Genomic DNA, 21,814 nt, shown 5'->3' on the forward strand with positions numbered 1-21,814 from the left:
TACAGGTCCAACGTTTTCGTAGTCCTTTGCAACAAGGCTACGTCGAAATTCTCAAGCATCGCCGCGCTATGTATGCCGAGGGTCTACATTATGAGTGAAGGCATTTCGGGAGGCTCAAATTGAGCTTCCTTGTCTCCGCGAACGTTGTCGTGAGCAATTTGCATGATGTCTGCCCATAAATGGGAACACTAAGCTATGTACGATGCTGGAATCTCATCCCGGGTCTGTGGAGGCATTGCCTTTTCCGGCGGCTTGAATTTCTCTAAGGCTGGCCTCTCTCGCAAACATAACGAATTGCTTGCCGTAGTCGGTCAGGAAGTAAAGCTCGTCGGTTCGGGGTTTTTCAAAGCTATACGTTTGTTGGATGCGTCGTTCAATTAAGTTTGCAAGAACAAATTCATTAAAGATGTCGTGCACTGCATAAGAAAGTTCATTGGAAGGACTCTTGTCATCTACGTGAATGATAGGCGCAAGTTCATATTGGGCCATAAATGTGCCGAGCCCACTTGTAACCTTCGGCAAGATTTCCCAGAAAAAATCCAGAAGGTTCGCTGTATAAGGGATTTCAATGCCTCTAGCGAAGCAAAAGTCCGCGACGGACTTCCGCTTCAGGTCGTTGATAAGCCATAGTGCGCTTGCCGGAATGTGTAATTTCTCGTTGTTTGCCGAAAGCTTCTCGACTTCGCTCTGGAGGTGTCGTCTTTCTTCAGAGAGGCGTGAAAGCTCTTCAAGCACGTCTTTAGAGGGAATACTATCCGCTCGTACCCAGCCGGTACGCGGTTTTTGCCGCGTTAGCTCGTTGAGAGCAAGTGCTACCTTGCCCCCCAAGTCGTCGCTATTTTTCCAGAATTTCACGAGTTTCTTCTGGCAGAGCTTCCTGAGTTGTTCAATTTTCTTCTTCTTCTCAAACTCTACATTTTCAGCGGGCCAAGTCTTGCGGGCGACATTATCAAGCAGAAAAGCTGCTACAGGCACGCCGATTTCCACGGCATACTCGTATTCCATTTGCGTATAGCTTTTTCCTTTCTCTTCGGAGCCATACCGCTCGGCAACAATGACGACGTAGTAATCGCTCTCGTCTATCCGTCGCTTAATATACTCCCATTGCGTGTCGTCGCTGGCTTGAAAGGCTTCCATACCAACAGGAATATGACCAAGGTTTAAGATTGACTCGATTACCGATCGCCGCTCCTCTCGCAGGTCAACAAAAGTCGAGCTGACGAAGACCTGATATTTGACGTCCATGGATGCCTCTCAATGCGCAATAGAGCAGTATTATATCAATACTACATCTTAGAGGTGTGCCCATGGATATTTTCGGCCCATAGGACTTTTCAGTAAGGTAACCTGAGCAAATTCCCCGTGTGTTCGGTTTGTACCCATATGGACTAGGAGCGGCCCCCGTTCTGTGGGCTTTTTGCCACGTCCCGTCGCGAGGTTGCGGGAAGACCGCTGTTTGCGACCTCTACACCATTGACGCCGGATCAACAGGCGCTATTAACCGCGCTGATCTAGTGATATTTTAGCAAGTGCAACATGGCATTTCGTCCGATCCGGCAGGCGCAGGCAAGTTTCATGCCGGGCGACACGAATCGGCCATATTGCTATGACAGCGGAAACAGATGGCAAGCGGTGCTTCAAGTCATGATTTTCATGCCTGAACGCTTTGGGCTCGCAATATTGTGACGGTCCGTGACGAAGTTTTTGTGGTGCTTTAAGACAACGGATTGATACTGAGCTGCACGACTTGGCGCGAGCCGGGGTATTTGCTGCTTCCTCTCTTGGCTGCGGATGAAACTGATCGCAGCGTTGAACGGTAGGGATATGTCGAAGAAAAACGGAATTGAACCTTTCTCGCGCCGCTCCTTCCTGCGGTCTGCGGCAACTTTTGGCGTGGCCGCCTTGGCCGCTCCTGCTCTTGCGCAGCAGGATCAGACGCCGCTCGACGCGCTGATCAACAATCGCGCCCGCGGCAACTGGGATGACCAGTTCGATGCAAAGGCCGCGGCACGCACGGCCGCCGCCGTCCAGTCGAACACGCCGATCCTCGGGCCTGATTCCGTCCCGAACGTCCAGCAGGCGATTGCCCAGTATCAGAATATCGCCGCCAACGGCGGCTGGCCGCAGATTACCCCCGGCGATCAGAAATTGCAGCTCGGCGTCACCGACGGTGCCGTTCAGGCGCTGCGCCAGCATCTGATGGTGACGGGCGACCTGCCGAGGGAAGCCGGCATTTCCTCCGCCTTCGACTCCTATGTCGATGGCGCCGTGAAGCGTTTCCAGGCCCGCCACGGCCTGCCGCCGGATGGTGTCATCGGCGACTTCACGCTGAAGGCGATGAACATTCCCGCCAATGTTCGTCTGCAGCAGCTGAACACCAACCTCGTTCGCCTGCAGACGTTCCCCGCCGATCTGGGCCGCCGTCACGTCATGGTCAACATCCCGGCGACCCGCGTCGAAGCCGTAGAGGATGGCCAGGTGGCGCTGCGTCACGAGGCGATCGTCGGCCGGGAATCGCGCCCGACGCACCTTATCAATTCAAAGATCTACGAGGTCATCCTCAACCCATACTGGACGGCGCCGCGCTCCATCATCATCAAGGACATCATGCCGCTGATGCGGAAGGATCCGACCTACCTGTCGAAGAACAACATCCGCCTTCTCGACGGCAAGGGTCAGGAAGTTGCGCCTGAGACGATCGACTGGAATTCGGACAAGGCGCCGAACCTGATGTTCCGTCAGGATCCGGGCAAGACCAACGCCATGGCGTCCACGAAGATCAACTTCTATAATCCCAACAACGAATATATGCACGACACGCCTGAACAGGGCCTGTTCAACAAGCTGATGCGTTTCGATAGCTCGGGCTGTGTGCGCGTTCAGAATGTCCGCGACCTGGCGACTTGGCTGTTGACCGACACTCCGGGCTGGCCGCGCCAGCACATCGAGCAGGTCATATCTACTCGCGTCAACACGCCAATTAAGCTGGCGACGGAAGTGCCGGTCTATTTCGTCTATATCTCCGCCTGGAGCGCTGCCGACGGCATCGTCCAGTTCCGCGACGATATCTATCAGCTCGACGGCAATGCCCAGCTCGCGCTCGACACGACCCAGGGCATGGAGCAGCCGGTTCAATAATCGGCCTTGCTTTGAGGAAATTTGTGAAAAGCCGCGTCTTTGGATGCGGCTTTTTCGTTTGCGGGAGGTGCTCATCGTAGAATGCCCAGCAAATGTCGCTGATCGTATTGCCCTCGGGCAACCCTGACGCTAATACCGTGTCTCCATTGCCGTCTCAGCCCGCTCAGGAGCTCTCGCCATGACCACTGCTTCCACCGAACCTTTCTTCAATCGCTCGCTCGCCGATACCGATCCGGAAATCTTTGGCGCAATCGGCAAGGAACTGGGTCGCCAGCGGCACGAGATTGAATTGATCGCCTCGGAAAACATCGTTTCCCGCGCCGTGCTGGAAGCGCAGGGCTCGATCATGACGAACAAATATGCCGAGGGCTATCCGGGCAAGCGCTATTATGGCGGCTGCCAATACGTCGATATCGCTGAAGAGCTTGCCATCGAGCGCGCCAAGAAGCTGTTCGGCGTCAACTTCGCCAATGTCCAGCCGAATTCCGGTTCGCAGATGAACCAGGCCGTATTCCTGGCGCTGCTGCAGCCGGGCGACACCTTCATGGGGCTCGACCTCAATTCTGGCGGTCACCTGACGCATGGTTCGCCGGTCAACATGTCCGGCAAGTGGTTCAATGTCGTTTCCTACGGCGTGCGCGAAGGCGATAACCTGCTCGACATGGAAGCGGTTCAGCGCAAGGCCGAGGAAACCAAGCCGAAGCTGATCATCGCCGGCGGCACTGCCTATTCCCGCATCTGGGACTGGAAGCGCTTCCGCGAGATCGCCGATAGCGTCGGCGCTTACCTGATGGTCGATATGGCGCACATCGCCGGACTCGTCGCCGGTGGTCAGCATCCGTCGCCGTTCCCGCATTGCCATGTCGCGACGACCACGACCCACAAGTCGCTGCGCGGCCCGCGCGGCGGCATGATCCTCACCAATGACGAGGGTCTGGCGAAGAAGTTCAACTCGGCCGTTTTCCCGGGTCTCCAGGGCGGCCCGCTGATGCATGTCATTGCCGCCAAGGCCGTGGCCCTTGGTGAAGCGCTGCAGCCGGAATTCCAGGACTATGCCGCACAGGTCGTCAAGAACGCCAAGGCGCTCTCCGAAACGCTGATCTCCGGCGGCGTCGACGTCGTCTCCGGCGGCACCGACAACCACCTGATGCTGGTCGACCTGCGCAAGAAGAACGCCACCGGCAAGCGCGCTGAGGCTGCTCTTGGCCGCGCCTACGTCACCTGCAACAAGAACGGCATTCCCTTCGATCCGGAAAAGCCCTTCGTCACCTCCGGCGTCCGTCTCGGCACCCCGGCCGGCACGACGCGCGGCTTCAAGGAAGCTGAATTCCGCGAGATCGGCAATCTCATCATCGAAGTGCTGGATGGCCTGAAGGTCGCCAATTCCGATGAAGGCAATGCTGCTGTCGAGACCGCCGTGCGCGAGAAGGTGATCAAGCTTACCGATCGCTTCCCGATGTACGGCTATATGGGCTAAGGAGAGCGAATGCGCTGCCCCTATTGCGGTTCGGAAGATACCCAGGTCAAGGATTCGCGGCCGGCGGAGGATAATACCTCCATTCGCCGGCGGCGGATCTGTCCGGATTGCGGCGGCCGTTTCACCACCTTCGAGCGTGTGCAGTTGCGCGAGCTGATGGTCATCAAGAAGACCGGCCGCAAGGTGCTGTTCGATCGCGACAAGCTGGTGCGCTCCTTCGAGATCGCGCTGCGCAAGCGTCCGGTCGACCGGGACCGCATCGAGCGTGCCGTCTCCGGCATCGTCCGCCGCCTGGAAAGCTCCGGCGAGACGGAAATCAGCTCGGAACAGATCGGCCTGCAGGTGCTGGAAGCGCTGAAGAGCCTCGATGACGTCGCCTTCGTGCGCTACGCTTCCGTCTATCGCGATTTCTCGCATGCGGAGGATTTCGAGAACGTGATCACCGAGATCAACGCCAAGATCGCCCGCGATCCACTGGACCCCTGACCATGACGCCCCGGCCGGACGACGAAGGTTTCATGGCCGCGGCGATCCGTCTGTCGCGCTGGCATCTGGGGCTTACCTCCACCAATCCTTCCGTCGGCTGCGTGATCGTCAAGGACGGTGCCGTCATCGGTCGTGGCGTTACTGCGGTCGGAGGTCGGCCGCATGCCGAGACCCAGGCGCTCGCCGACGCCGGCGAGGCGGCGAGGGGGGCCACGGCCTATGTCACCCTCGAACCCTGTTCCCATTACGGCAAGACACCGCCTTGCTCCGAGGCACTGATCGCCTATGGCGTCGCCCGGGTCGTCATCAGCGTCACCGATCCCGATCAGCGTGTTTCCGGACGCGGTATCGCCATGCTGCGTGACGCCGGGATCGAGGTCGATACCGGCATTCTCGAGGAAGAGGGCAGGCGCGAGCTTGCCGGCTATCTCATGCGCCAGACGAGAAACCGGCCCTATGTGACTCTCAAGCTTGCCGTTTCCGCCGATGGGATGATCGGCAGGACGGGCACGGGGCAAGTGCGCATCACCGGTGACATCTCCCGCGCCCAGGTGCAGGTCCTGCGCGCCGAAAACGACGCCATTTTGGTCGGCATCGGCACGGCGATCGCCGACGATCCGGAATTGACCTGCCGCCTGCCGGGCTTGGAAGATCGAACGCCGCTGCGCATCGTCATAGACGATCAGCTTCAGCTTCCGCTCGGTGGCAAGCTCGTCAAGACGGCGCGGCAATATCCGGTCATCGCTGTCGCCGGCCATCCGCCGCCCTTCGATGAAAATACTGACAAGGTCTTCATGGCCCGTCGCGCCGCCTTGGACGCCGCTGGAGTCGAGGTGCTGCAATCCAATTCCGGCGAACCGGGCGAGCTGCTGGAAGCGCTCGGCACACGCGGCATCTCCACCCTCCTGGTCGAAGGCGGAGCAAGGGCGGCGCAGCGCTTCCTCGATGCGGATCTGGTCGACCGCATTCTTCTCTTCCAGGGGCCGGATGCGATCGGTGAGGGTGGTATTGAATCGCCGGTCACGAAGACCAATATCCCACCCAGTTTCAGGCATATCCGCGCGAGCCAGTTTGGCGACGATCGCTGCGACGAATTTGAAAGAGGTTTTTGATGTTTACCGGAATTGTCACCGATATCGGCACGGTTGAATCCGTCTCTCCGCTGAAGGAAGGCATCAAGCTGCGCGTTGCCACCAGCTACGACCCGGCGACGATCGACATGGGCGCCTCGATCTCCCATTCCGGCATTTGCCTGACGGTGACCGGCCTGCCGGAAGCAGGCAGCAATGGCCGCTGGTTCGAAGTGGAAGCCTGGGAAGAAGCCCTGCGCTTGACCACGATCGGCAAATGGCAGGCTGGCAGCAGCATCAACCTCGAACGCTCGCTGAAGATCGGCGACGAGCTCGGCGGCCATATCGTCTCCGGCCATGTCGACGGCAAGGCGGAAATCCTGTCGGTGACGGAGGAGGGTGATGCCACTCGCTACCGCCTGCGCGCGCCGGAGCATCTGGCCAAATTCGTCGCTCCCAAGGGATCGATCGCGCTCGACGGCACCTCACTGACAGTCAACGCCGTCGATGGCACGGATTTCGATGTGCTTCTGATCCGCCACACGCTGGAAGTCACGACCTGGGGTGAACGCAGGGCCGGCGATTTCGTCAATTTCGAAGTCGACACCATGGCCCGCTATGCTGCGCGGCTGGCGGAATTCCCGGTCGTCCGGGAAGGCTGATTTTCGAGCTTGTCAGACGAACGATTTTTCCATGCGAAAGTTTGGAAGGGTCTGCCCCCGTTTTTCCACTGTTTGAGCGGCCAGGACGATAAACCCCTTTCGTTCGAAGAAGGGGCGGGCGGTGAGGCTGGCCTCGGTGAAAATCCGCCGGTGCCCTTGACCCCTGGCGGCTGCTTCCACGGCTTCCAAGAGTAGGCTGGCGACGCCCTTGCCTTGATGATCAGGGTGGACGAACATCATGTCCAGGCAGCCATCCGCTTTGAGATCGGCAAAACCGACGGGCTGGGTGTCATGGATCGCCAGCCATGTCGGTCTGCTGGCGCGCCATTCTGCCCAGACCCCGGCGTCGTCGACCTTCGCCCAGGCATCGATTTGTGCGGGATTGTAATCCTTCGACGCGATCTCCCGAATTGCCCTCAGGAAAATGTCGATGGTCGCGCCAGCGTCTGCGGGGCTATATTCCCGAATGCCGATGTCATGCTGTGAACTCATGGGCATCGATCCCTTCGGCGGTCGCGGCCGCTTTATTTCCATCGCTCGAGCATGACGTTCGTTCCACCCTTGTAGACAGTCTCGCCGATCCGGCGGAAACCGACCTTTTCGGCGACCCGCAGCGATGGGGTGTTTTCAGGGTCGATGATGCAGGTCATGCGCCGGTCCGCGAAGGTCCCGTCGGCCCATGCGATTGCCGCTCGGATGGCCTCGGTTGCGTAGCCTTTGCCTTGTAATGGCGGCGAGATGGCCCAGCCTGTCTCCAGGGTGCCCTCCGTCGTCGGATTCATGTCGCGATGGGAGTCCAGAAAGCCCGCCTCGCCGACAAAGCGGCCACTGCCGCGCTCCTCGATGGCGAAGAAAGCGAAGCCCAGATGATGCCACATGCCGGTATAGCGCAGGAAACGCGCCCATGTCTGCTCGCGTGACAGCGGTTCACCACCGACGAAGCGCATCAGGTCGTTCTGTTTCCAGAAGTCGGCATAATCCTCGAACTCCTCCAGCCGGTGGGCGCGCAGGATCAAGCGCTCTGTCGTCAAGGTGGGAATGATGGTCATGGTGGGGGCGATTTCCTTCCTTTCGGGCATTGCAGAACTCATGCTCATCGTCTCATGCTCCCGGTTCGCCATCCCAATAATCAACAGGCGCCCCGTCACGGCCGATAAAGCGGAACCGTGTCTCATTGGCCCGGTTGGTCTTCGCCAGGAATTTGCCGGAGTCGGGATATTCGACGATCTCCGTTTGTGCCTTGGTCGAGATGGCAAGATAGATCAGCACGCCCGGACCGGTGTTGATAAGCTGGTGAGCGGTTTCGTGGCCGCCGGCCGGAGCCCCCAGCACATCGCCCTTTGCTACGGCAAAGCGCTCGCTCCCGAAGCGATATTCGCCTTCGCCGTCGATGATGACGAAAAGCTCTTCTTCGACATGATGATTGTGAAACGGACAGCCTGATTTGCCAGGCGGCACTTCGTTGTAGCTGATGCCGAGATCCCTGAGGCCGAGCAATGCGCCGAAAGAGGCGTCGCTGCCGGCAAAAAAATCTCCCTGCTGCCAATGGTCGAGCTGAAGCTCGCCAATATTGACGGCGCGTCTGGTCTTCTTTGTCATGAGGCTCTCCCTTGCCGGTGGTGAATTATTATCGAAGCGAGTGGGGCGGTGGAAGATACAATTTCCAGCAAGGCCCGATCTTCCCCAAATCCCGATCGGAATCGGGGCAGATAGCTGAAAAACACTTGCCAAGCGCGGCTCGCCGTGGTTTGACCCGCCGTTATCGGTGCTGCCCGCCCTCTCATTCCGCAGGTAACGTATGTCCAGCTCTACCAATGCCCACATTCTGATCGTGGAAGCCCGCTTCTACGACGATATGGCTGACGCTCTTCTCGATGGCGCCAAGGCCGCACTTGAAGAGGCCGGAGCGACCTATGACATCGTCACCGTGCCCGGCGCGCTGGAGATTCCGGCTGCCATCGCGATGGCGCTTGATGGTGGCGACAGTGGCGGCACGCAGTATGATGGTTATGTCGCGCTCGGCATGGTCATTCGCGGCGAGACCTATCATTTCGATATCGTCGCCAATGAATCCTCGCGCGCGCTGATGGATCTGGCTGTGAGCGAATCCCTGGCAATCGGCAATGGTATCCTCACCGTCGAGAACGACGACCAGGCTTGGGCGCGTGCGCGCCGTTCGGACAAGGACAAGGGCGGCTTTGCCGCTCGCGCGGCGCTGACGATGATCGCGCTGAAACAAAAGTTGGGTGCATAAGCTCATGAGTAATCAGGATAACGAGCGACCGGCAAAGACCGCGAACCAGCGGGGGGCAGCCCGCCTTGCCGCCGTTCAGGCGCTGTATCAGATGGATATTGGTGGAACCGGCGTGCTGGAGGTGGTGGCCGAATACGAGGCGCACCGTCTCGGGCAGGAGCTGGATGGCGATACCTATCTGAAGGCCGACGCATCCTGGTTTCGTTCCATCGTCTCCGGCGTCGTGCGCGAGCAGACCCGGCTGGATCCCTTGATCGGTTCCGCGCTTCAGGACGATTGGGCGCTGTCGCGCCTCGACAGCACCGTGCGCGCCATCCTGCGCGCCGGCACGTTCGAGATTCTCGACCGCAAGGATGTCCCGGTCGCGGTCATCGTTACCGAATATGTCGAGATCGCCCACGCCTTCTTTGATGATGATGAGCCTAAGCTCGTCAACGCCGTGCTCGATCGAATCGCCAAGCAAGTTCGCGGCGAAGCGAAGAAATAAGCAGCGATGTCGGCGCCGTTGATGGCGCCGTCTACTTTCGTTTGCTTCGTTCGCGCCTGATTTCAGCTACGAATGTTCTTTTGAACCGCCATCGGGTGTTTTACCCGTGGGCGGTCTTGACGCGACGTTTTCCCAAACGCAATCTCCGTTATGCACATCTGTCGACCGCCTTGGAGGAGGGGGGTCACCGTTGTCGCAGGCGGCCGGAGGAGGAGTGAACCGCCGGCTTTTTTGGAGGGAAAAAGCGAAATGTCGATTCTTTTTGGTGTTATCGCGTGCGGATTGCTCTCGTTGGTTTATGCCATCTGGACAACCCGGTCGGTGCTTGCCGCCGATCAGGGCAGTGCACGCATGCAGGAGATTGCGGGTTATATTCGAGAGGGCGCGCAGGCCTATCTAGCGCGTCAATATAGGACCATCGCGATTGTCGGCGTCATCGTTTTCATCGCGGTATGGCTTTTACTTTCGGCCGAAGCCGCTTTCGGTTTCCTGATCGGCGCGGTCCTGTCGGGCGCCGCCGGTTTCATCGGCATGCACGTCTCCGTGCGCGCCAACGTCCGCACCGCGCAGGCCGCATCGCACAGCCTGTCAGCTGGTCTCGATATCGCCTTCAAGTCGGGCGCCATCACCGGCATGCTGGTCGCCGGCCTGGCGCTGCTGGGTGTTTCCATCTACTTCTACGTGCTGACCGGTATTCTCGGCCATGAGCCGGGCTCGCGCGATGTCATCGATGCGCTGGTGTCGCTCGGTTTCGGTGCATCGCTGATTTCGATCTTCGCCCGTCTTGGCGGCGGCATCTTCACCAAGGGTGCCGACGTCGGCGGCGACCTCGTCGGCAAGGTGGAAGCAGGCATTCCCGAGGACGATCCGCGCAATCCCGCCACCATTGCCGATAACGTCGGCGATAACGTCGGCGATTGCGCCGGCATGGCCGCCGACCTGTTCGAAACCTATGCGGTTTCCGTTGTCGCGACCATGGTTCTCGCGGCGATCTTCTTCGCCGGTACGCCGGTACTTGCCTCCGCCATGGTTTATCCCCTGGCGATCTGCGGCACCTGCATCATCACCTCGATTATCGGCACCTTCTTCGTCAAGCTCGGCGCCAATGGTTCGATCATGGGAGCGCTCTACAAGGGGCTGATCGCCACGGGCCTCCTGTCGATCATCGGCCTTGGCGTTGCCACGCAGCTGACCGTCGGCTGGGGTTCGATTGGCGCTGTCGCAGGTTTCGATATCACCGGAACGAACCTCTTCCTCTGCGGTATCGTCGGGCTGATCGTCACGGCGCTGATCGTCGTGATTACCGAATACTACACCGGGACCAACAAGCGGCCTGTCAACTCCATTGCCCAGGCCTCCGTCACCGGTCACGGCACCAACGTCATCCAGGGCCTGGCCGTCTCGCTTGAATCGACGGCACTGCCGGCGATCGTCATCGTCGGCGGCATTCTCGCCACCTATCAGCTCGGCGGCCTGTTCGGCACGGGCATTGCCGTCACCGCCATGCTCGGCCTTGCCGGCATGATCGTTGCGCTCGATGCCTTCGGCCCGGTCACCGACAATGCCGGCGGCATCGCCGAAATGTCGCATCTCCCGCCGGAAGTGCGCAAATCGACCGATGCGCTGGATGCGGTCGGCAACACCACCAAAGCGGTGACGAAGGGCTATGCCATTGGCTCAGCGGGTCTCGGCGCGCTGGTGCTGTTCGCCGCCTATTCGAACGACTTGAAATATTTCGCATCGCACGGCGATCAGTTTCCTTATTTCGCCGATGTAGGGACGATCTCTTTCGATCTTTCCAACCCTTACGTCGTCGCCGGTCTGCTGTTCGGTGGGCTTATCCCCTATCTCTTCGGCGGCATTGCCATGACGGCCGTCGGCCGTGCCGCAAGCGCGATCGTCGAGGAGGTGCGCAGGCAGTTCCGCGAGAAGCCGGGCATCATGCTGGGCACGGAGCGTCCAGATTACGGCCGTGCTGTCGATCTTCTGACCAAGGCCGCCATTCGCGAGATGATCGTCCCATCGCTGTTGCCGGTGCTGGCGCCGCTCGTCGTCTATTTCGGCGTGCTGCTGATCTCCGGTTCCAAGGCTTCGGCCTTCGCGGCACTGGGAGCCTCATTGCTGGGGGTCATCATCAACGGCCTGTTCGTCGCCATTTCCATGACGTCGGGTGGTGGTGCCTGGGACAACGCCAAGAAGAGCTTCGAAGACGGCTTTGTCGACAAGGATGGCACTCGCCACATGAAGGGCTCGGAGGCGCACAAGGCGTCCGTCACCGGCGATACCGTCGGCGATCCCTATAAGGATACGGCTGGCCCCGCGGTCAACCCGGCGATCAAGATCACCAATATCGTCGCGCTGTTGCTGCTTGCCGTTCTCGCCGGATAAGGGCGGAAGAGGTCACCAATGAAAAACCCGCGAAGCTTGCGCCTCGCGGGTTTTTTGATGCGGTCTATCCGGCTTATTGGCCCGGATTGAGATTGTTGAGGAAGTTCTTCGCACCGTTGATGCCGTTGCCGCCGCCCTGCAGAATCTGTTGCAGGAAGGTGATTTCGCGGCCGCCAGTCGGTGTCGTACGGCTGATCATGTCGAAGACCCTGCCGTCCTTCAGCGAGTAATTGGCTTCCTGCTTAACGACGCCATCCTTGTCGAAGTAGATCGCCAGAATGTTCTGGTCGACCAGCTTCGGCTTCATGAAGGCCACGGAGCGGGTGCGCTTCTGGGATATGTAATAGAAGACTTCGCCGTCGAAGGTCGCCGTCGTTGATGGCGTACCGAGCGAAAGCAGCACTTGCTCGCGGCTCGAGCCGACAGGCACGAGGTTGAGCGCTTGCTGATCGAAGATGTAGCCGTTGTTCATGACCTCTGTGGTCTTGCAACTCGTAAGCCCCGCGGTCCCGATCACCAGGGCGATGGCGGCACTGCTGATGAAAGTTCTGTCAGACTTGAAATACCGTTTCGTCAACGACATCCCATCTCCCCTAATGAATCAAACCGATGGCCGGGTGGCCACTAAGATCTTGCTGTGCACATCATTGTGGCCTTTCCGCGATTGGGTAAGGCATCAGTGATGTTGTTCGGCACTCTTCATCACCAATCATGCACTGTGTGACGACGGGTCGGGGCGGGGCCTTGAAGCGGGCACAAACGGCATTGCAATTCGCGCCTGCTTCGGTAAACCAGCTTTCAAGTGGATGCAACAAGGCCAAGCGCGGCGCGGCGCTCTGAATGGCCAATTCCGGGAATTTTCATGATTTTTGGGCTGTTCCGCAAAAGAAATCACAATCGGATCATCGTCGTCAGACAATATGATGTTCTGACCGCGATGGCGCGTCAGCCGGTTTTCTATACCGACTACGACGTGCCGGACACGGTCATGGGCCGTTTCGAACTGCTGTCGGCGGTGATGATCCTGTTTTTTCGCCGTACGCGCTCGTCGGCGACCAGCGGCCAGGAACTTGCACAGGAAATTATCGATGCCTTTTTCGAGGATATCGATTATTCCATCCGCGAACTTGGTATAGGTGACAACAGCGTGCCGAAGCGGATGAAGAAACTGGCTGGCATGTTTTATGGGCGGCTCGAAAGCTACGCGGCCGCCATGGACGGTAACGATCGCGATGCGCTGGCCACAGCGCTTCAGCGCAACATCTACCCCACGGCGGGTGAAGAGGCTCCCTCGATGCTTGGCCTGGCAGACTGGATGATGGTGGCGGAGGCGCATCTGGCGGCCGTGACGGAAGGTGAGATCGCCACCGGTTCGGCAATCCTTCCGCAGCCTGGCGGGATCGACAAAGACGTAGCCTAGGAGACAAAAAAATGAAGAAACCGAACTCCGACGAAACGCCCTTTTCCTATCCGGTAAAAGTCGGCCATATCTCCGCCAATCCGGTGGAGGTTCGTCTCAAAGCCGATAACCGGGAGCTTGAGGGTCTCGCCAAGCTTTGGGATGTGCTCTCCGTGCCGAAACTCGAGGCGGATCTGAAGATTGCCCGATGGAAGCGCGATGGGGTTCGCCTCAAGGGCAATGTGCGCGCAAAGATCGTTCAGGCCTGCGTTGTCACGCTGGAGCCGGTCGAATCGGAAATCAACGAGGAATTCGAGCAAATCTTCGTCCCCGAGGGGTCGAAGCTGGCGCGGATGCCATCTGTGGATGCCGGAGAAATGGTGCTTGATCCGGATGGTGCGGATCTTCCGGAAACCTTCACCGGCGATACGATCGACGCCGGTGCGGCCGTCGCGGAATTTGCTGCGCTTGGTATCGATCCTTACCCGCGCAAGCCCGGTATCGCGTTTGAAGACCACATCGAAGACACAGGCGAAGATGACAAGAAGCCCTCGCCATTCGCTGTCCTGAAGGACTGGAAAAAGGAATAGACACCCCCGGCAATTGAACACAATTCAGTTGTAACGCGGGGAGAAACCGGTATTTTGACGCCGATTTCGCCGGATCCGGCGGACAAGAAGGACTAGGGACGCGTGATCAGAATTTCTCTTGACCTAATGGGTGGCGACTTTGGCCCTGAGGTTGTTATTCCTGGCGCGGCAAAGGCGCTGGAGAGGCATCCCGATATTAGTTTTCTCCTGTACGGTATGAAGGATCGCTGCGAAGCGATCCTGGGTAAATATCCAAAGCTCCGCGACAAATCAGTCTTTCACGACTGCGATGTCGCCATCAGCATGGATGAGAAGCCGAGCCAGGCGTTGCGCCGTGGGCGCTATGTCTCCAGCATGTGGCGCTCGATCGAGGCGGTGAAGGTCGGCGAGGCCGATGTCGTCGTTTCTGCCGGCAATACCGGCGCGCTGATGGCCATGTCGAAGTTCTGCCTGCGCACCATGGCCAACATCGAACGTCCGGCAATCGCCGCGATCTGGCCGACCCTCAGGGGGAAAGCATCGTGCTCGACGTCGGCGCGACGATCGGCGCAGATTCCCAGCAGTTGCTTGATTTCGCATTGATGGGCGGGGCGATGGCCCGCGCCCTCTTCGAGATCGAACGCCCGACAATCGGTCTCCTGAATGTCGGCGTCGAGGAAATCAAAGGCCAGGAGGACGTCAAGGAAGCCGGACGCCTGATCCGCGAAGCCAACCTTGAATCGCTCGAATATTTCGGTTTCGTCGAGGGTGACGATATCGGCAAGGGCACAGTCGACGTGGTGGTGACGGAAGGCTTTTCTGGCAATATCGCGCTGAAGGCCGCCGAGGGTACGGCAAAGCAGATCGGCGCTTATCTGCGCGCCGCGATGACGCGCACGCTGCTTGCCCGCATCGGCTACCTCTTCGCCAAGGGCGCCTTCGACCTGCTGCGCGAGAAACTCGATCCCAGCAAGGTCAATGGCGGCGTCTTCCTCGGCCTCAACGGCATCGTCATCAAGAGCCATGGCGGCGCCAATGCAGAGGCCTTCGCGGCCGCCATCGATGTCGGCTACGACATGGCCAAGAATGGCCTGACACAAAAAATAGAAAATGATCTGAAAAGATATCATGCCAGGCGGCAGCCGCCGATCGGACCTGAAGCGGCATGAGTGACGGGGTATGACAGGAATGATTCGTTCAGTTGTTCGCGGATTCGGGTCGGCGCTTCCTAAGCGCGTGATGACCAACCGCGATATGGAGCAAGTCGTAGACACCACTGATGACTGGATCGTCCAGCGCACCGGTATTCGTCAACGCTACATCGCCGGCGAAGGCGAAACCACGGCCTCACTCGGCGAGCAGGCGGCACGGGCAGCACTTGCCAATGCCGGGTTAACGGCGGACGATCTCGACATGATCATCGTCGCCACCTCCACGCCGGACAATACTTTTCCCGCGACGGCGGTGAACATTCAGAACCGTCTCGGCATGCATCATGGCTTCGCCTTCGATGTTCAGGCCGTCTGCTCGGGCTTCGTCTACGCTGTGACCACCGCCGATGCCTATATTCGTGGTGGCGTCGCCAAGCGGGTGCTCGTCATCGGTGCTGAAACGTTCTCTCGCATTCTCGACTGGACCGATCGCACGACCTGCGTTCTCTTCGGCGACGGCGCAGGCGCGCTGATCCTCGAAGCGGGCGAGGGCGCCGGCACCAACACGGATCGCGGTGTGCTGACGGCAAGTCTGCGCTCCGACGGCGCGCACAAGGACAAGCTCTATGTCGACGGCGGACCGTCCTCGACGGGAACGGTCGGCGTGCTGCATATGGCGGGCCGCGAGGTGTTCAAGCATGCCGTCGGCATGATCACCGATGTCATCGAGGCGACGTTCAAGGCGGCCGACGTGACGGCCGACGATCTCGACTGGCTGGTGCCGCACCAGGCCAATCGCCGCATTATCGACGGCTCGGCCAAGAAGCTTGGCATCGCTCCCGAAAAGGTTGTGGTGACGGTGGATTTGCACGGCAATACTTCGGCCGCATCGATCCCATTGGCGCTTGCGGTCGCGGCCGGTGACGGCCGAATCAAGCGCGGCGATCTGGTGATGTTGGAGGCCATGGGCGGCGGTTTCACCTGGGGCGCGGTCCTGCTGCGCTGGTAGGCCCTGTCTCTAAAACCCGATTCCGAACAAGAGCTTGACCGTTTGGTGCAAGGGCAATAGTCTTGCATCTTGGATAATATTACGCAGCAATTTTGGGCGGGGAACCATGACGGGCAAGACAGTGACGCGCGCAGACTTGGCGGAGTCGGTATTCCGTAAAGTTGGTCTCTCCCGAACCGAATCGGCAGAACTCGTCGAGACGGTGATCGATGAGATTTGCAACGCCATCGTGCGTGGCGAAACTGTCAAACTCTCTTCTTTCGCGACATTTCAGGTGCGCGATAAGAATGAGCGCATCGGCCGGAATCCGAAGACCGGCGAAGAGGTGCCGATCTCTCCGCGTCGCGTCATGACTTTCAAGGCGTCCAATGTCCTGAAAACGCGTATCCTGAAGGCGCATGCCAGCCGCAAGGCGAAGGCGCGGCCGGCAAATCCTGCTTCCTGATCCATTTGAAACGGCTGTCGGCGTGGCCTGGCACTTGCGCCGTCGCGCCGTTTTCCCGGCCTTTCTTGGTTGTTTTTCGGCTTGCTTGTGAAACAGCCGAAGAGATGACTTGAATTTCTCCCGGCAAACCGTTGAAATATGGTGAGTCGTATCGCGACGAGCTGCGGTGCGGATATCCGGTTTTGCATGGTTCGGCCCGCGTGGCGTTGGATACATGCTGTGGGAGTATGACGATGGACAAGAGCCCGGATGCATTTCGCACGATCAGCGAAGTCGCGGAAGACCTTGATCTGCCGCAGCATGTCCTGCGCTTCTGGGAAACCCGTTTCCCGCAGATCAAGCCGATGAAGCGCGGCGGTGGCCGACGCTACTACCGACCTGATGACGTCGATCTGCTGAACGGCATCCGCCATCTGCTTTACGATCACGGCTACACGATCAAGGGCGTCCAGAAGCTCCTCAAAACCAATGGCAACAAATTTGTCATCGCCGTCGGCCATGGCGACCTGGCCAGTGTCGAGGCGCTTGCCGCCGCCGCACAGGAACCGGCCCCAGCCGAACCGCGTGTTGGATCCGGGCATCCCGACGAGGACCAGATCGTCGGCCGAGCCAAGGCGCCGATCAGCCGCCGATTTTTCAACTTCGTCAGCGGCGAAGACGATACGCCGGATGTTTCCCTCGGCAAGTCGAGCGTCGGCAAGGAAGATAGGGCGCTGCTTCAGGAAACGCTCTACGACCTTTTGGAATGCAAGCGGTTGCTCGACCAGGTGCGATAGGCGAGCCTTCTCCTTCAAAAGCTCGTCTGCCACGCGCGCGGCAGCATACAGCAGGGATTCGGATCCGTTTCGTCCGTATATAGACCTCGCGGGCATCGCGTTTGATCGCGCCTGCCTCCTGATCCCGGTAATCGATTGCATTAATTTATCGCCGCCCTTCAATACAGCTACCGCGTTTGGGCGAGGTGATGATTGGCATCTTTTGGATGCTCTATTTGTGTGAGCGCCGTCTTGCCCGGATCAAAGGCAGTGATATTTTTGTCACGAACGGCAGGCCACGCCAATGTGACAATTAGCTTGCTATACTTATTGGCTTGCAAGCTCTCCGTCCCAGGTTCAGTTTTGTTAACGAAGCGTTATTGCTTCGCCCCGTCATGGGGAGATGCCAAATCAGGCTATGGGGCGGTATGAATTTGTCTACCGCGGAGCTCCATCCCCTGATGGATTTTCGAATGGAGACACCATGAACATCAAGAGCCTTCTTCTCGGCTCCGTCGCCGCATTGGCAACGGTGAGCGGCGCCCACGCGGCCGATGCCATCGTTGCGGCCGAACCGGAACCACTGGAATATGTCCGCATCTGCGATGCCTATGGCACCGGCTATTTCTTCATTCCGGGCACCGAGACCTGCCTGAAGATTGGCGGCAAGGTTCGCACCGAGGGCGAATGGTACGATGCCTATAATCCGACGAACAAGGTAGGCACGCTCTGGCACGAGCGCGTTGAACTCAATGTCGATACGGCGACGGACACGGAATACGGTCCCCTGAAGACCAACATGATCCTGCGTTGGGAATGGAACGACGGGGGCGCCACAGCCGACAAGCTGCTGTTCGCGAATATCAGCCTCGCCGGCTTCACCGTCGGCAAGCTCGATTCGCAGTACAACCTTTATGCCGGTTATGCCGGCGACGTCATCAACGATGATGCGATCTATGATGGCCCGTACGAACTCAATCAGCTGACGTACAAATACGATACCGGCACCGGTTTCTCCGGAGTCATCTCGCTCGAAGATAGCAACTCAGGGTCGGACTCGGACAGCTATGGCGGCGCCTGGGTTACCTCGAAGGCCGATCAGTACGCGCCCAACGTCGTTGCCGGTCTGGGCTACACGACCGGAACGCTCGGCTTCAAGGTCGTCGGTGGTTATGACTCCATCGTCGAGGAAGGCGCCATCAAGGCCCGCGTCGATGCCAAGTTCGGCGGCGTGGAAGCTTTCCTGATGGGCGGCTGGAACACGGACGGCAACAAGCTCAACCAGTATGCCGGTTCCTATCAGGACCAATCTGCCTGCACGACCTCCGACGGTGTCGTCCATGGGGCAAAATGCGGCTGGGGTGACTGGGCCGTCTGGGGTGGTGTTGGCGTACCGGTCAACGACAAGCTGAAGTGGAACCTGCAGCTTGCCTATACTCAATCGAAGATTTTCGAAGCGACGACGAACCTGAAGTTCAACCCGGTCAAGGACCTGCTCATCGAGCCGGAACTGACCTACATGCACTATGACTTCATCAATGATGACACAGTTGCCGGCATTCTGCGTTTCGAGCGGAATTTCTGAGCCGTTCCGCCCGATTTTCGAGGAAAGAGAGAGGGTCCGGCCGTTGTGCCGGACCCTTTGTTTTTTAGCGCCGCCTTGATGGCATTCTTGGGAAAAAGAGTGCCCGATTGGCGCGGGAGGGCGGGTTGAGCCCGCGGTGCCTTCTTGTTAACTAATTGGTAATGTGCGGCTTGCGCTAACTTACCTTTGGCTGTATTTCCATATTTAGGGACAACACTTTAAATTGCTGGAGGGGAATATGCGTATACGAGCTACCATGGCGCTCGGTCTTTTTGCCATATCGACTATTTTGACGGGCTGCCAGACGCCGGAGCAATCCGCCACGAGTGCTGAAATGACCTGCCAATCCCAGGGCTTGCGTCCGGGCACGCAGCGCTACAGCCGCTGTGTCGGCGCCACCTATCAGGCCAATCGCTCGCAGGCGCAGCAGGCCGAAAATCAGGCTGCGGCAGGCATTGCCGCCGGTGTCATCGGCGGTGTTCTTGTCGGTGCTGCGGTCAGCGACAATCATCATCGCGGCTACTATGGCCGTCCCTATTACCGCCGCTGCTATCGCTGCTGGTAAGCCGGACGCCGATTTACCCGAAGAAACAAAAACTCCGCCGACGTTGCGTCGGCGGAGTTTTTTGTTGGCAAGTTTGCATAGAGCTTATAGCGGCCGCGTCATCACTTGGCGGCTAACCAGCTTCAGACTGTGATCCGGCTGGATGATGTAGGTTTCATAGACATCCTCACCCCATTGATTGGTGAAGCGATGCGGCAGACGCGTACCCGGAGGTGATTTTGTCAGCTTCATCTCCGGCTGGCCGCGATAAGTGATGCTGCCGGGGATCGGTTGAACGGATTGTTCGGTCGTCGTGCATGCGGCAAGCAGCGGCGCGCATAGCAGAAGGGCAATCAAGGGCTTCATGGTGTAACTTTCCAATGACTTCCTACTCAATGACGATCCGTCGGGAAGAAAGACGGAAAGGCACCTGTGAGCTTGGTTCGAACATACTATATAAAGGTAATGTCGGAGCGATCAGTGGCAAGGTTCCTCACGCAGATGTGCTTGGATCCGCCGCTGTCGGACTTGGAAGGAGCTATCCATGCGAATGATCACCAGGTCGATGGCTGTCGCAGGTTTTGGCCTGTTGCTGGCTGCCGGCGCGGTCTTGCCCGCCAACGCCATCACCATGCCCGCGCTTTCTGTGCCGGAGCAGCAGCCCGACATTATCCAGGTCCGCGACCATGGGCACGGCCACTGGCATAGCCACAACCATTGGCGCGGCGGCCACAAGCGCCACGGCTCCGACAGCTATTATGACGATCACTCGGATAGCGGCGTGCTGTTCAAGTCCTTCGTGACCGGCACTCTGTTCTACAGGCAGCATGCGGAACGCTATTATAACGGCCACGCGCGCGCCTGCGCCAACCGCTACCAATCCTACCGGGCGTCGGACAACACTTACCAGCCCAACCACGGACCGCGCCGGGAATGCAGGTGAGCTGAAGCGCGCGGAATTTTCTCGCTCATGCCACCATTTTTCTACCGAGCTGCGATTTTACCCCTTGCGCTGCCATGGCTGACGGACTAATGCAATCAAGCCTTTTTAGGCAGGTCGGGGCGTAGCGCAGCCCGGTAGCGCACTTGACTGGGGGTCAAGGGGTCGCAGGTTCAAATCCTGTCGCCCCGACCAATTATCTCCTTGAACTCCCAATCAAATTTCCATTGATTTAGCTGCACCAGGACACGGATTGTCCTGTCCAGCGGCGAGCAAGCCCCTCAGCCACCAGTTGGTCGCCAATAGAGCGGCCCGCGCGCATGGCGATGCGGAATTTGCCGCCATGTTGGTCCTCGCCGCGGGCACTGCCAGAGAGCGCGAACGTGCCGTCATTGAGCAGGGCTTGCAGTCGCAGCTTTGCAGCCGCGCCCTTTTGCTGTTCGCCGGCGCAGTGCGAGAGGGCGGTGTCAGGCACATCAATGTCCGCCAGGCGGATTCTAACCCCATTCTGCCAGAAAGTACTGCCATCGATGACGCAGTTGACCCCGGTCGTCCCGCCGCAGAGGCTGAATCGGCCGCCGCTTTCGCGAGCAGGGGCGGTGGCCAGAACCGGAGCGGAGCGCTCCACTGGCAAGGAGACGGGAATGGCATTGGGCGGGACAGGCATTGCCGAATCCGGGCGCTCGGGAACGACGACCGCCGTCTTGACCTTCGGTCTTGCCGCCGGCGTCGGCGCTGCCTCTACCACCTCTGTCACCTGCGATACATGCCGGGCGCCGGTAGCGCTGGCGTCGGCCAGCAGTGCCGGCATTTCCCGCCGGTGCTCATAGGCGAAGATGCCGGCCACGGCGGCGAGACCCACCATGCCCCATAGCCACATCGAATTGCCCGCTTTGGACTGTGGCTTGCGCCGCGTGCGCCGTTTCGCTTTTGCCATGGAATCATCCCTCGATTGCGAGGGGATTATCGCCGCGATTTCTTACCGATCCGTTGGCTTCCGGTCGTTTTCGTCGTGCGCGGATCGTTCTTCATTTTGCGGGGAGGGCAGCGGGCTTCAACTTGACCGTCATGGTGATCTGGCCGCGCACCGCCAACTTCGGCCCTCGGGCATCGATGTTGGTGACGTCGGTGTTGCTGGAAAGATTGCTGATCTGGCATTCGTCGGCGATGGTGTCGAGCAGCATGGCGCAGTTGCTGGCGGCAATGCGGTAAAAGGATTTCATCGTATCCTGACGTTGCCGCTCGTCATTATCGTCCGTGATCGGGATGGAAAACGATATCCCCGATTGCACGGAAATATAGCCATCGGGAATCTGACGCGGGTTGCGGAGCGGTAATGCCGAGAGAGATTGTGAAGAGGCCGGCGTAGCCGCGCCAAGCAAGAGCATGCAAAGCGTCGCCGAGATCATGCGGTTATTCATCAGGAGGCCTCCGTTTTCTTGGTTTCTTATGTCA

24 protein-coding genes, 1 tRNA gene and 1 pseudogene are annotated in these 21,814 nt (G+C 59.0%); 18 read left to right on the forward strand and 8 right to left on the reverse strand.

What is annotated here, in order from left to right; all coding sequences use genetic code 11:
- Positions 1 to 213: 213 nt before the first annotated feature.
- Positions 214 to 1,245: a DUF4062 domain-containing protein gene (locus HB780_RS32100; RefSeq protein ID WP_183692466.1), complete on the reverse strand. Its 1,032-nt coding sequence runs from the start codon at positions 1,243 to 1,245 to the stop codon at positions 214 to 216.
- Positions 1,246 to 1,824: 579 nt separating this feature from the next.
- Between HB780_RS32100 and HB780_RS32105 the strand changes: the two genes are divergently transcribed.
- The 5 genes from HB780_RS32105 to HB780_RS32125 all read left to right on the forward strand — a co-directional run bounded on the left by HB780_RS32105 (position 1,825) and on the right by HB780_RS32125 (position 6,833).
- On the forward strand, positions 1,825 to 3,138 hold the full coding sequence (locus tag HB780_RS32105; protein WP_183692468.1) for a L,D-transpeptidase family protein: 1,314 nt from the start codon (positions 1,825 to 1,827) through the stop codon (positions 3,136 to 3,138).
- Positions 3,139 to 3,316: 178 nt separating this feature from the next.
- On the forward strand, positions 3,317 to 4,615 hold the full coding sequence (gene glyA / locus HB780_RS32110) for a serine hydroxymethyltransferase (RefSeq protein ID WP_183692470.1): 1,299 nt from the start codon (positions 3,317 to 3,319) through the stop codon (positions 4,613 to 4,615).
- A gap of 9 nt (positions 4,616 to 4,624) precedes the next feature.
- The gene (gene nrdR / locus HB780_RS32115) at positions 4,625 to 5,101 is read left to right on the forward strand and encodes a transcriptional regulator NrdR (RefSeq protein ID WP_007692797.1); all 477 of its coding nucleotides are present in this window, start codon (positions 4,625 to 4,627) and stop codon (positions 5,099 to 5,101) included.
- 2 nt (positions 5,102 to 5,103) lie between these two features.
- The gene (gene ribD / locus HB780_RS32120) at positions 5,104 to 6,213 is read left to right on the forward strand and encodes a bifunctional diaminohydroxyphosphoribosylaminopyrimidine deaminase/5-amino-6-(5-phosphoribosylamino)uracil reductase RibD (RefSeq protein WP_183692472.1); all 1,110 of its coding nucleotides are present in this window, start codon (positions 5,104 to 5,106) and stop codon (positions 6,211 to 6,213) included.
- Complete coding sequence (locus tag HB780_RS32125; protein WP_183692474.1) at positions 6,213 to 6,833, forward strand: riboflavin synthase; 621 nt, start codon at positions 6,213 to 6,215, stop codon at positions 6,831 to 6,833. The genes ribD and HB780_RS32125 overlap by 1 nt, the downstream gene beginning before the upstream one ends.
- 12 nt (positions 6,834 to 6,845) lie before the next feature.
- On the opposite strand, the gene HB780_RS32130 is transcribed toward HB780_RS32125, so the two are convergent.
- Genes HB780_RS32130 through HB780_RS32140 form a run of 3 tightly spaced genes read right to left on the reverse strand, consistent with a single transcriptional unit; the run spans position 6,846 to position 8,432 of the window.
- A complete protein-coding gene (locus HB780_RS32130; RefSeq protein ID WP_183692476.1) occupies positions 6,846 to 7,325 on the reverse strand; it encodes a GNAT family N-acetyltransferase in 480 nt (159 codons plus the stop codon).
- Between the two features lie 32 nt (positions 7,326 to 7,357).
- Positions 7,358 to 7,882, reverse strand: coding sequence for a GNAT family N-acetyltransferase (locus tag HB780_RS32135; RefSeq protein ID WP_286203100.1), 525 nt, complete (start codon positions 7,880 to 7,882; stop codon positions 7,358 to 7,360).
- A gap of 52 nt (positions 7,883 to 7,934) precedes the next feature.
- Positions 7,935 to 8,432 carry a cupin domain-containing protein gene (locus tag HB780_RS32140; RefSeq protein WP_183692480.1) on the reverse strand — a complete coding sequence of 166 codons (498 nt, stop codon included), beginning with the start codon at positions 8,430 to 8,432 and terminating at the stop codon, positions 7,935 to 7,937.
- A gap of 199 nt (positions 8,433 to 8,631) precedes the next feature.
- On the opposite strand from HB780_RS32140, the gene HB780_RS32145 reads away from it, so the two are divergent.
- The 3 genes from HB780_RS32145 (at position 8,632) to HB780_RS32155 (ending at position 11,962) form a co-directional block, all read left to right on the forward strand.
- Complete coding sequence (locus HB780_RS32145; RefSeq protein ID WP_183692482.1) at positions 8,632 to 9,087, forward strand: 6,7-dimethyl-8-ribityllumazine synthase; 456 nt, start codon at positions 8,632 to 8,634, stop codon at positions 9,085 to 9,087.
- Between the two features lie 4 nt (positions 9,088 to 9,091).
- On the forward strand, positions 9,092 to 9,574 hold the full coding sequence (gene nusB, locus HB780_RS32150) for a transcription antitermination factor NusB (protein ID WP_007692786.1): 483 nt from the start codon (positions 9,092 to 9,094) through the stop codon (positions 9,572 to 9,574).
- Between the two features lie 249 nt (positions 9,575 to 9,823).
- Positions 9,824 to 11,962 carry a sodium-translocating pyrophosphatase gene (locus HB780_RS32155; RefSeq protein WP_183692484.1) on the forward strand — a complete coding sequence of 713 codons (2,139 nt, stop codon included), beginning with the start codon at positions 9,824 to 9,826 and terminating at the stop codon, positions 11,960 to 11,962.
- Between the two features lie 73 nt (positions 11,963 to 12,035).
- Here the strand turns inward: HB780_RS32155 and HB780_RS32160 are convergent, their stop codons facing one another.
- Positions 12,036 to 12,545, reverse strand: coding sequence for an outer membrane protein assembly factor BamE (locus HB780_RS32160; protein ID WP_183692486.1), 510 nt, complete (start codon positions 12,543 to 12,545; stop codon positions 12,036 to 12,038).
- A 279-nt stretch (positions 12,546 to 12,824) separates the two neighbouring features.
- Here HB780_RS32160 and HB780_RS32165 point away from each other — a divergent pair, with 279 nt between their 5' ends.
- The 8 genes and pseudogenes from HB780_RS32165 (at position 12,825) to HB780_RS32200 (ending at position 19,440) form a co-directional block, all read left to right on the forward strand.
- Positions 12,825 to 13,382, forward strand: coding sequence for a ubiquinol-cytochrome C chaperone family protein (locus tag HB780_RS32165; RefSeq protein ID WP_183692487.1), 558 nt, complete (start codon positions 12,825 to 12,827; stop codon positions 13,380 to 13,382).
- Between the two features lie 11 nt (positions 13,383 to 13,393).
- Positions 13,394 to 13,951 (forward strand): YceD family protein, encoded by a 558-nt coding sequence (locus HB780_RS32170; RefSeq protein WP_183692489.1) that lies wholly within the window; start codon positions 13,394 to 13,396, stop codon positions 13,949 to 13,951.
- A 102-nt stretch (positions 13,952 to 14,053) separates the two neighbouring features.
- Positions 14,054 to 15,099: pseudogene (plsX, locus tag HB780_RS32175) on the forward strand (phosphate acyltransferase PlsX).
- 19 nt (positions 15,100 to 15,118) lie between these two features.
- Complete coding sequence (locus HB780_RS32180; RefSeq protein WP_183692491.1) at positions 15,119 to 16,090, forward strand: beta-ketoacyl-ACP synthase III; 972 nt, start codon at positions 15,119 to 15,121, stop codon at positions 16,088 to 16,090.
- 106 nt (positions 16,091 to 16,196) lie between these two features.
- Positions 16,197 to 16,535, forward strand: a complete 339-nt coding sequence (locus HB780_RS32185) for an integration host factor subunit alpha (protein ID WP_007692773.1) — start codon at positions 16,197 to 16,199, stop codon at positions 16,533 to 16,535.
- Positions 16,536 to 16,762: 227 nt separating this feature from the next.
- A complete protein-coding gene (locus HB780_RS32190; RefSeq protein WP_183692493.1) occupies positions 16,763 to 17,311 on the forward strand; it encodes a MerR family transcriptional regulator in 549 nt (182 codons plus the stop codon).
- A gap of 463 nt (positions 17,312 to 17,774) precedes the next feature.
- The gene (locus tag HB780_RS32195; protein WP_183692495.1) at positions 17,775 to 18,875 is read left to right on the forward strand and encodes a porin; all 1,101 of its coding nucleotides are present in this window, start codon (positions 17,775 to 17,777) and stop codon (positions 18,873 to 18,875) included.
- 238 nt (positions 18,876 to 19,113) lie between these two features.
- Positions 19,114 to 19,440 (forward strand): hypothetical protein, encoded by a 327-nt coding sequence (locus HB780_RS32200; RefSeq protein WP_174163019.1) that lies wholly within the window; start codon positions 19,114 to 19,116, stop codon positions 19,438 to 19,440.
- Between the two features lie 84 nt (positions 19,441 to 19,524).
- On the opposite strand, the gene HB780_RS32205 is transcribed toward HB780_RS32200, so the two are convergent.
- Positions 19,525 to 19,785, reverse strand: a complete 261-nt coding sequence (locus tag HB780_RS32205) for a hypothetical protein (protein ID WP_183692497.1) — start codon at positions 19,783 to 19,785, stop codon at positions 19,525 to 19,527.
- Positions 19,786 to 19,963: 178 nt separating this feature from the next.
- Here HB780_RS32205 and HB780_RS32210 point away from each other — a divergent pair, with 178 nt between their 5' ends.
- Together HB780_RS32210 and HB780_RS32215 are read left to right on the forward strand one after the other, a co-directional pair.
- A complete protein-coding gene (locus tag HB780_RS32210; protein ID WP_183692499.1) occupies positions 19,964 to 20,362 on the forward strand; it encodes a BA14K family protein in 399 nt (132 codons plus the stop codon).
- A 115-nt stretch (positions 20,363 to 20,477) separates the two neighbouring features.
- Positions 20,478 to 20,554 (forward strand) — tRNA-Pro (locus HB780_RS32215).
- 37 nt (positions 20,555 to 20,591) lie between these two features.
- Here the strand turns inward: HB780_RS32215 and HB780_RS32220 are convergent.
- Together HB780_RS32220 and HB780_RS32225 are read right to left on the reverse strand one after the other, a co-directional pair.
- Positions 20,592 to 21,296 carry a thermonuclease family protein gene (locus HB780_RS32220; RefSeq protein WP_183692501.1) on the reverse strand — a complete coding sequence of 235 codons (705 nt, stop codon included), beginning with the start codon at positions 21,294 to 21,296 and terminating at the stop codon, positions 20,592 to 20,594.
- Between the two features lie 91 nt (positions 21,297 to 21,387).
- Positions 21,388 to 21,780 (reverse strand): hypothetical protein, encoded by a 393-nt coding sequence (locus tag HB780_RS32225; protein ID WP_183692503.1) that lies wholly within the window; start codon positions 21,778 to 21,780, stop codon positions 21,388 to 21,390.
- Positions 21,781 to 21,814: the final 34 nt, after the last annotated feature.

Source organism: Rhizobium lusitanum, from assembly GCF_014189535.1.
Taxonomy (GTDB): domain Bacteria; phylum Pseudomonadota; class Alphaproteobacteria; order Rhizobiales; family Rhizobiaceae; genus Rhizobium; species Rhizobium lusitanum_C.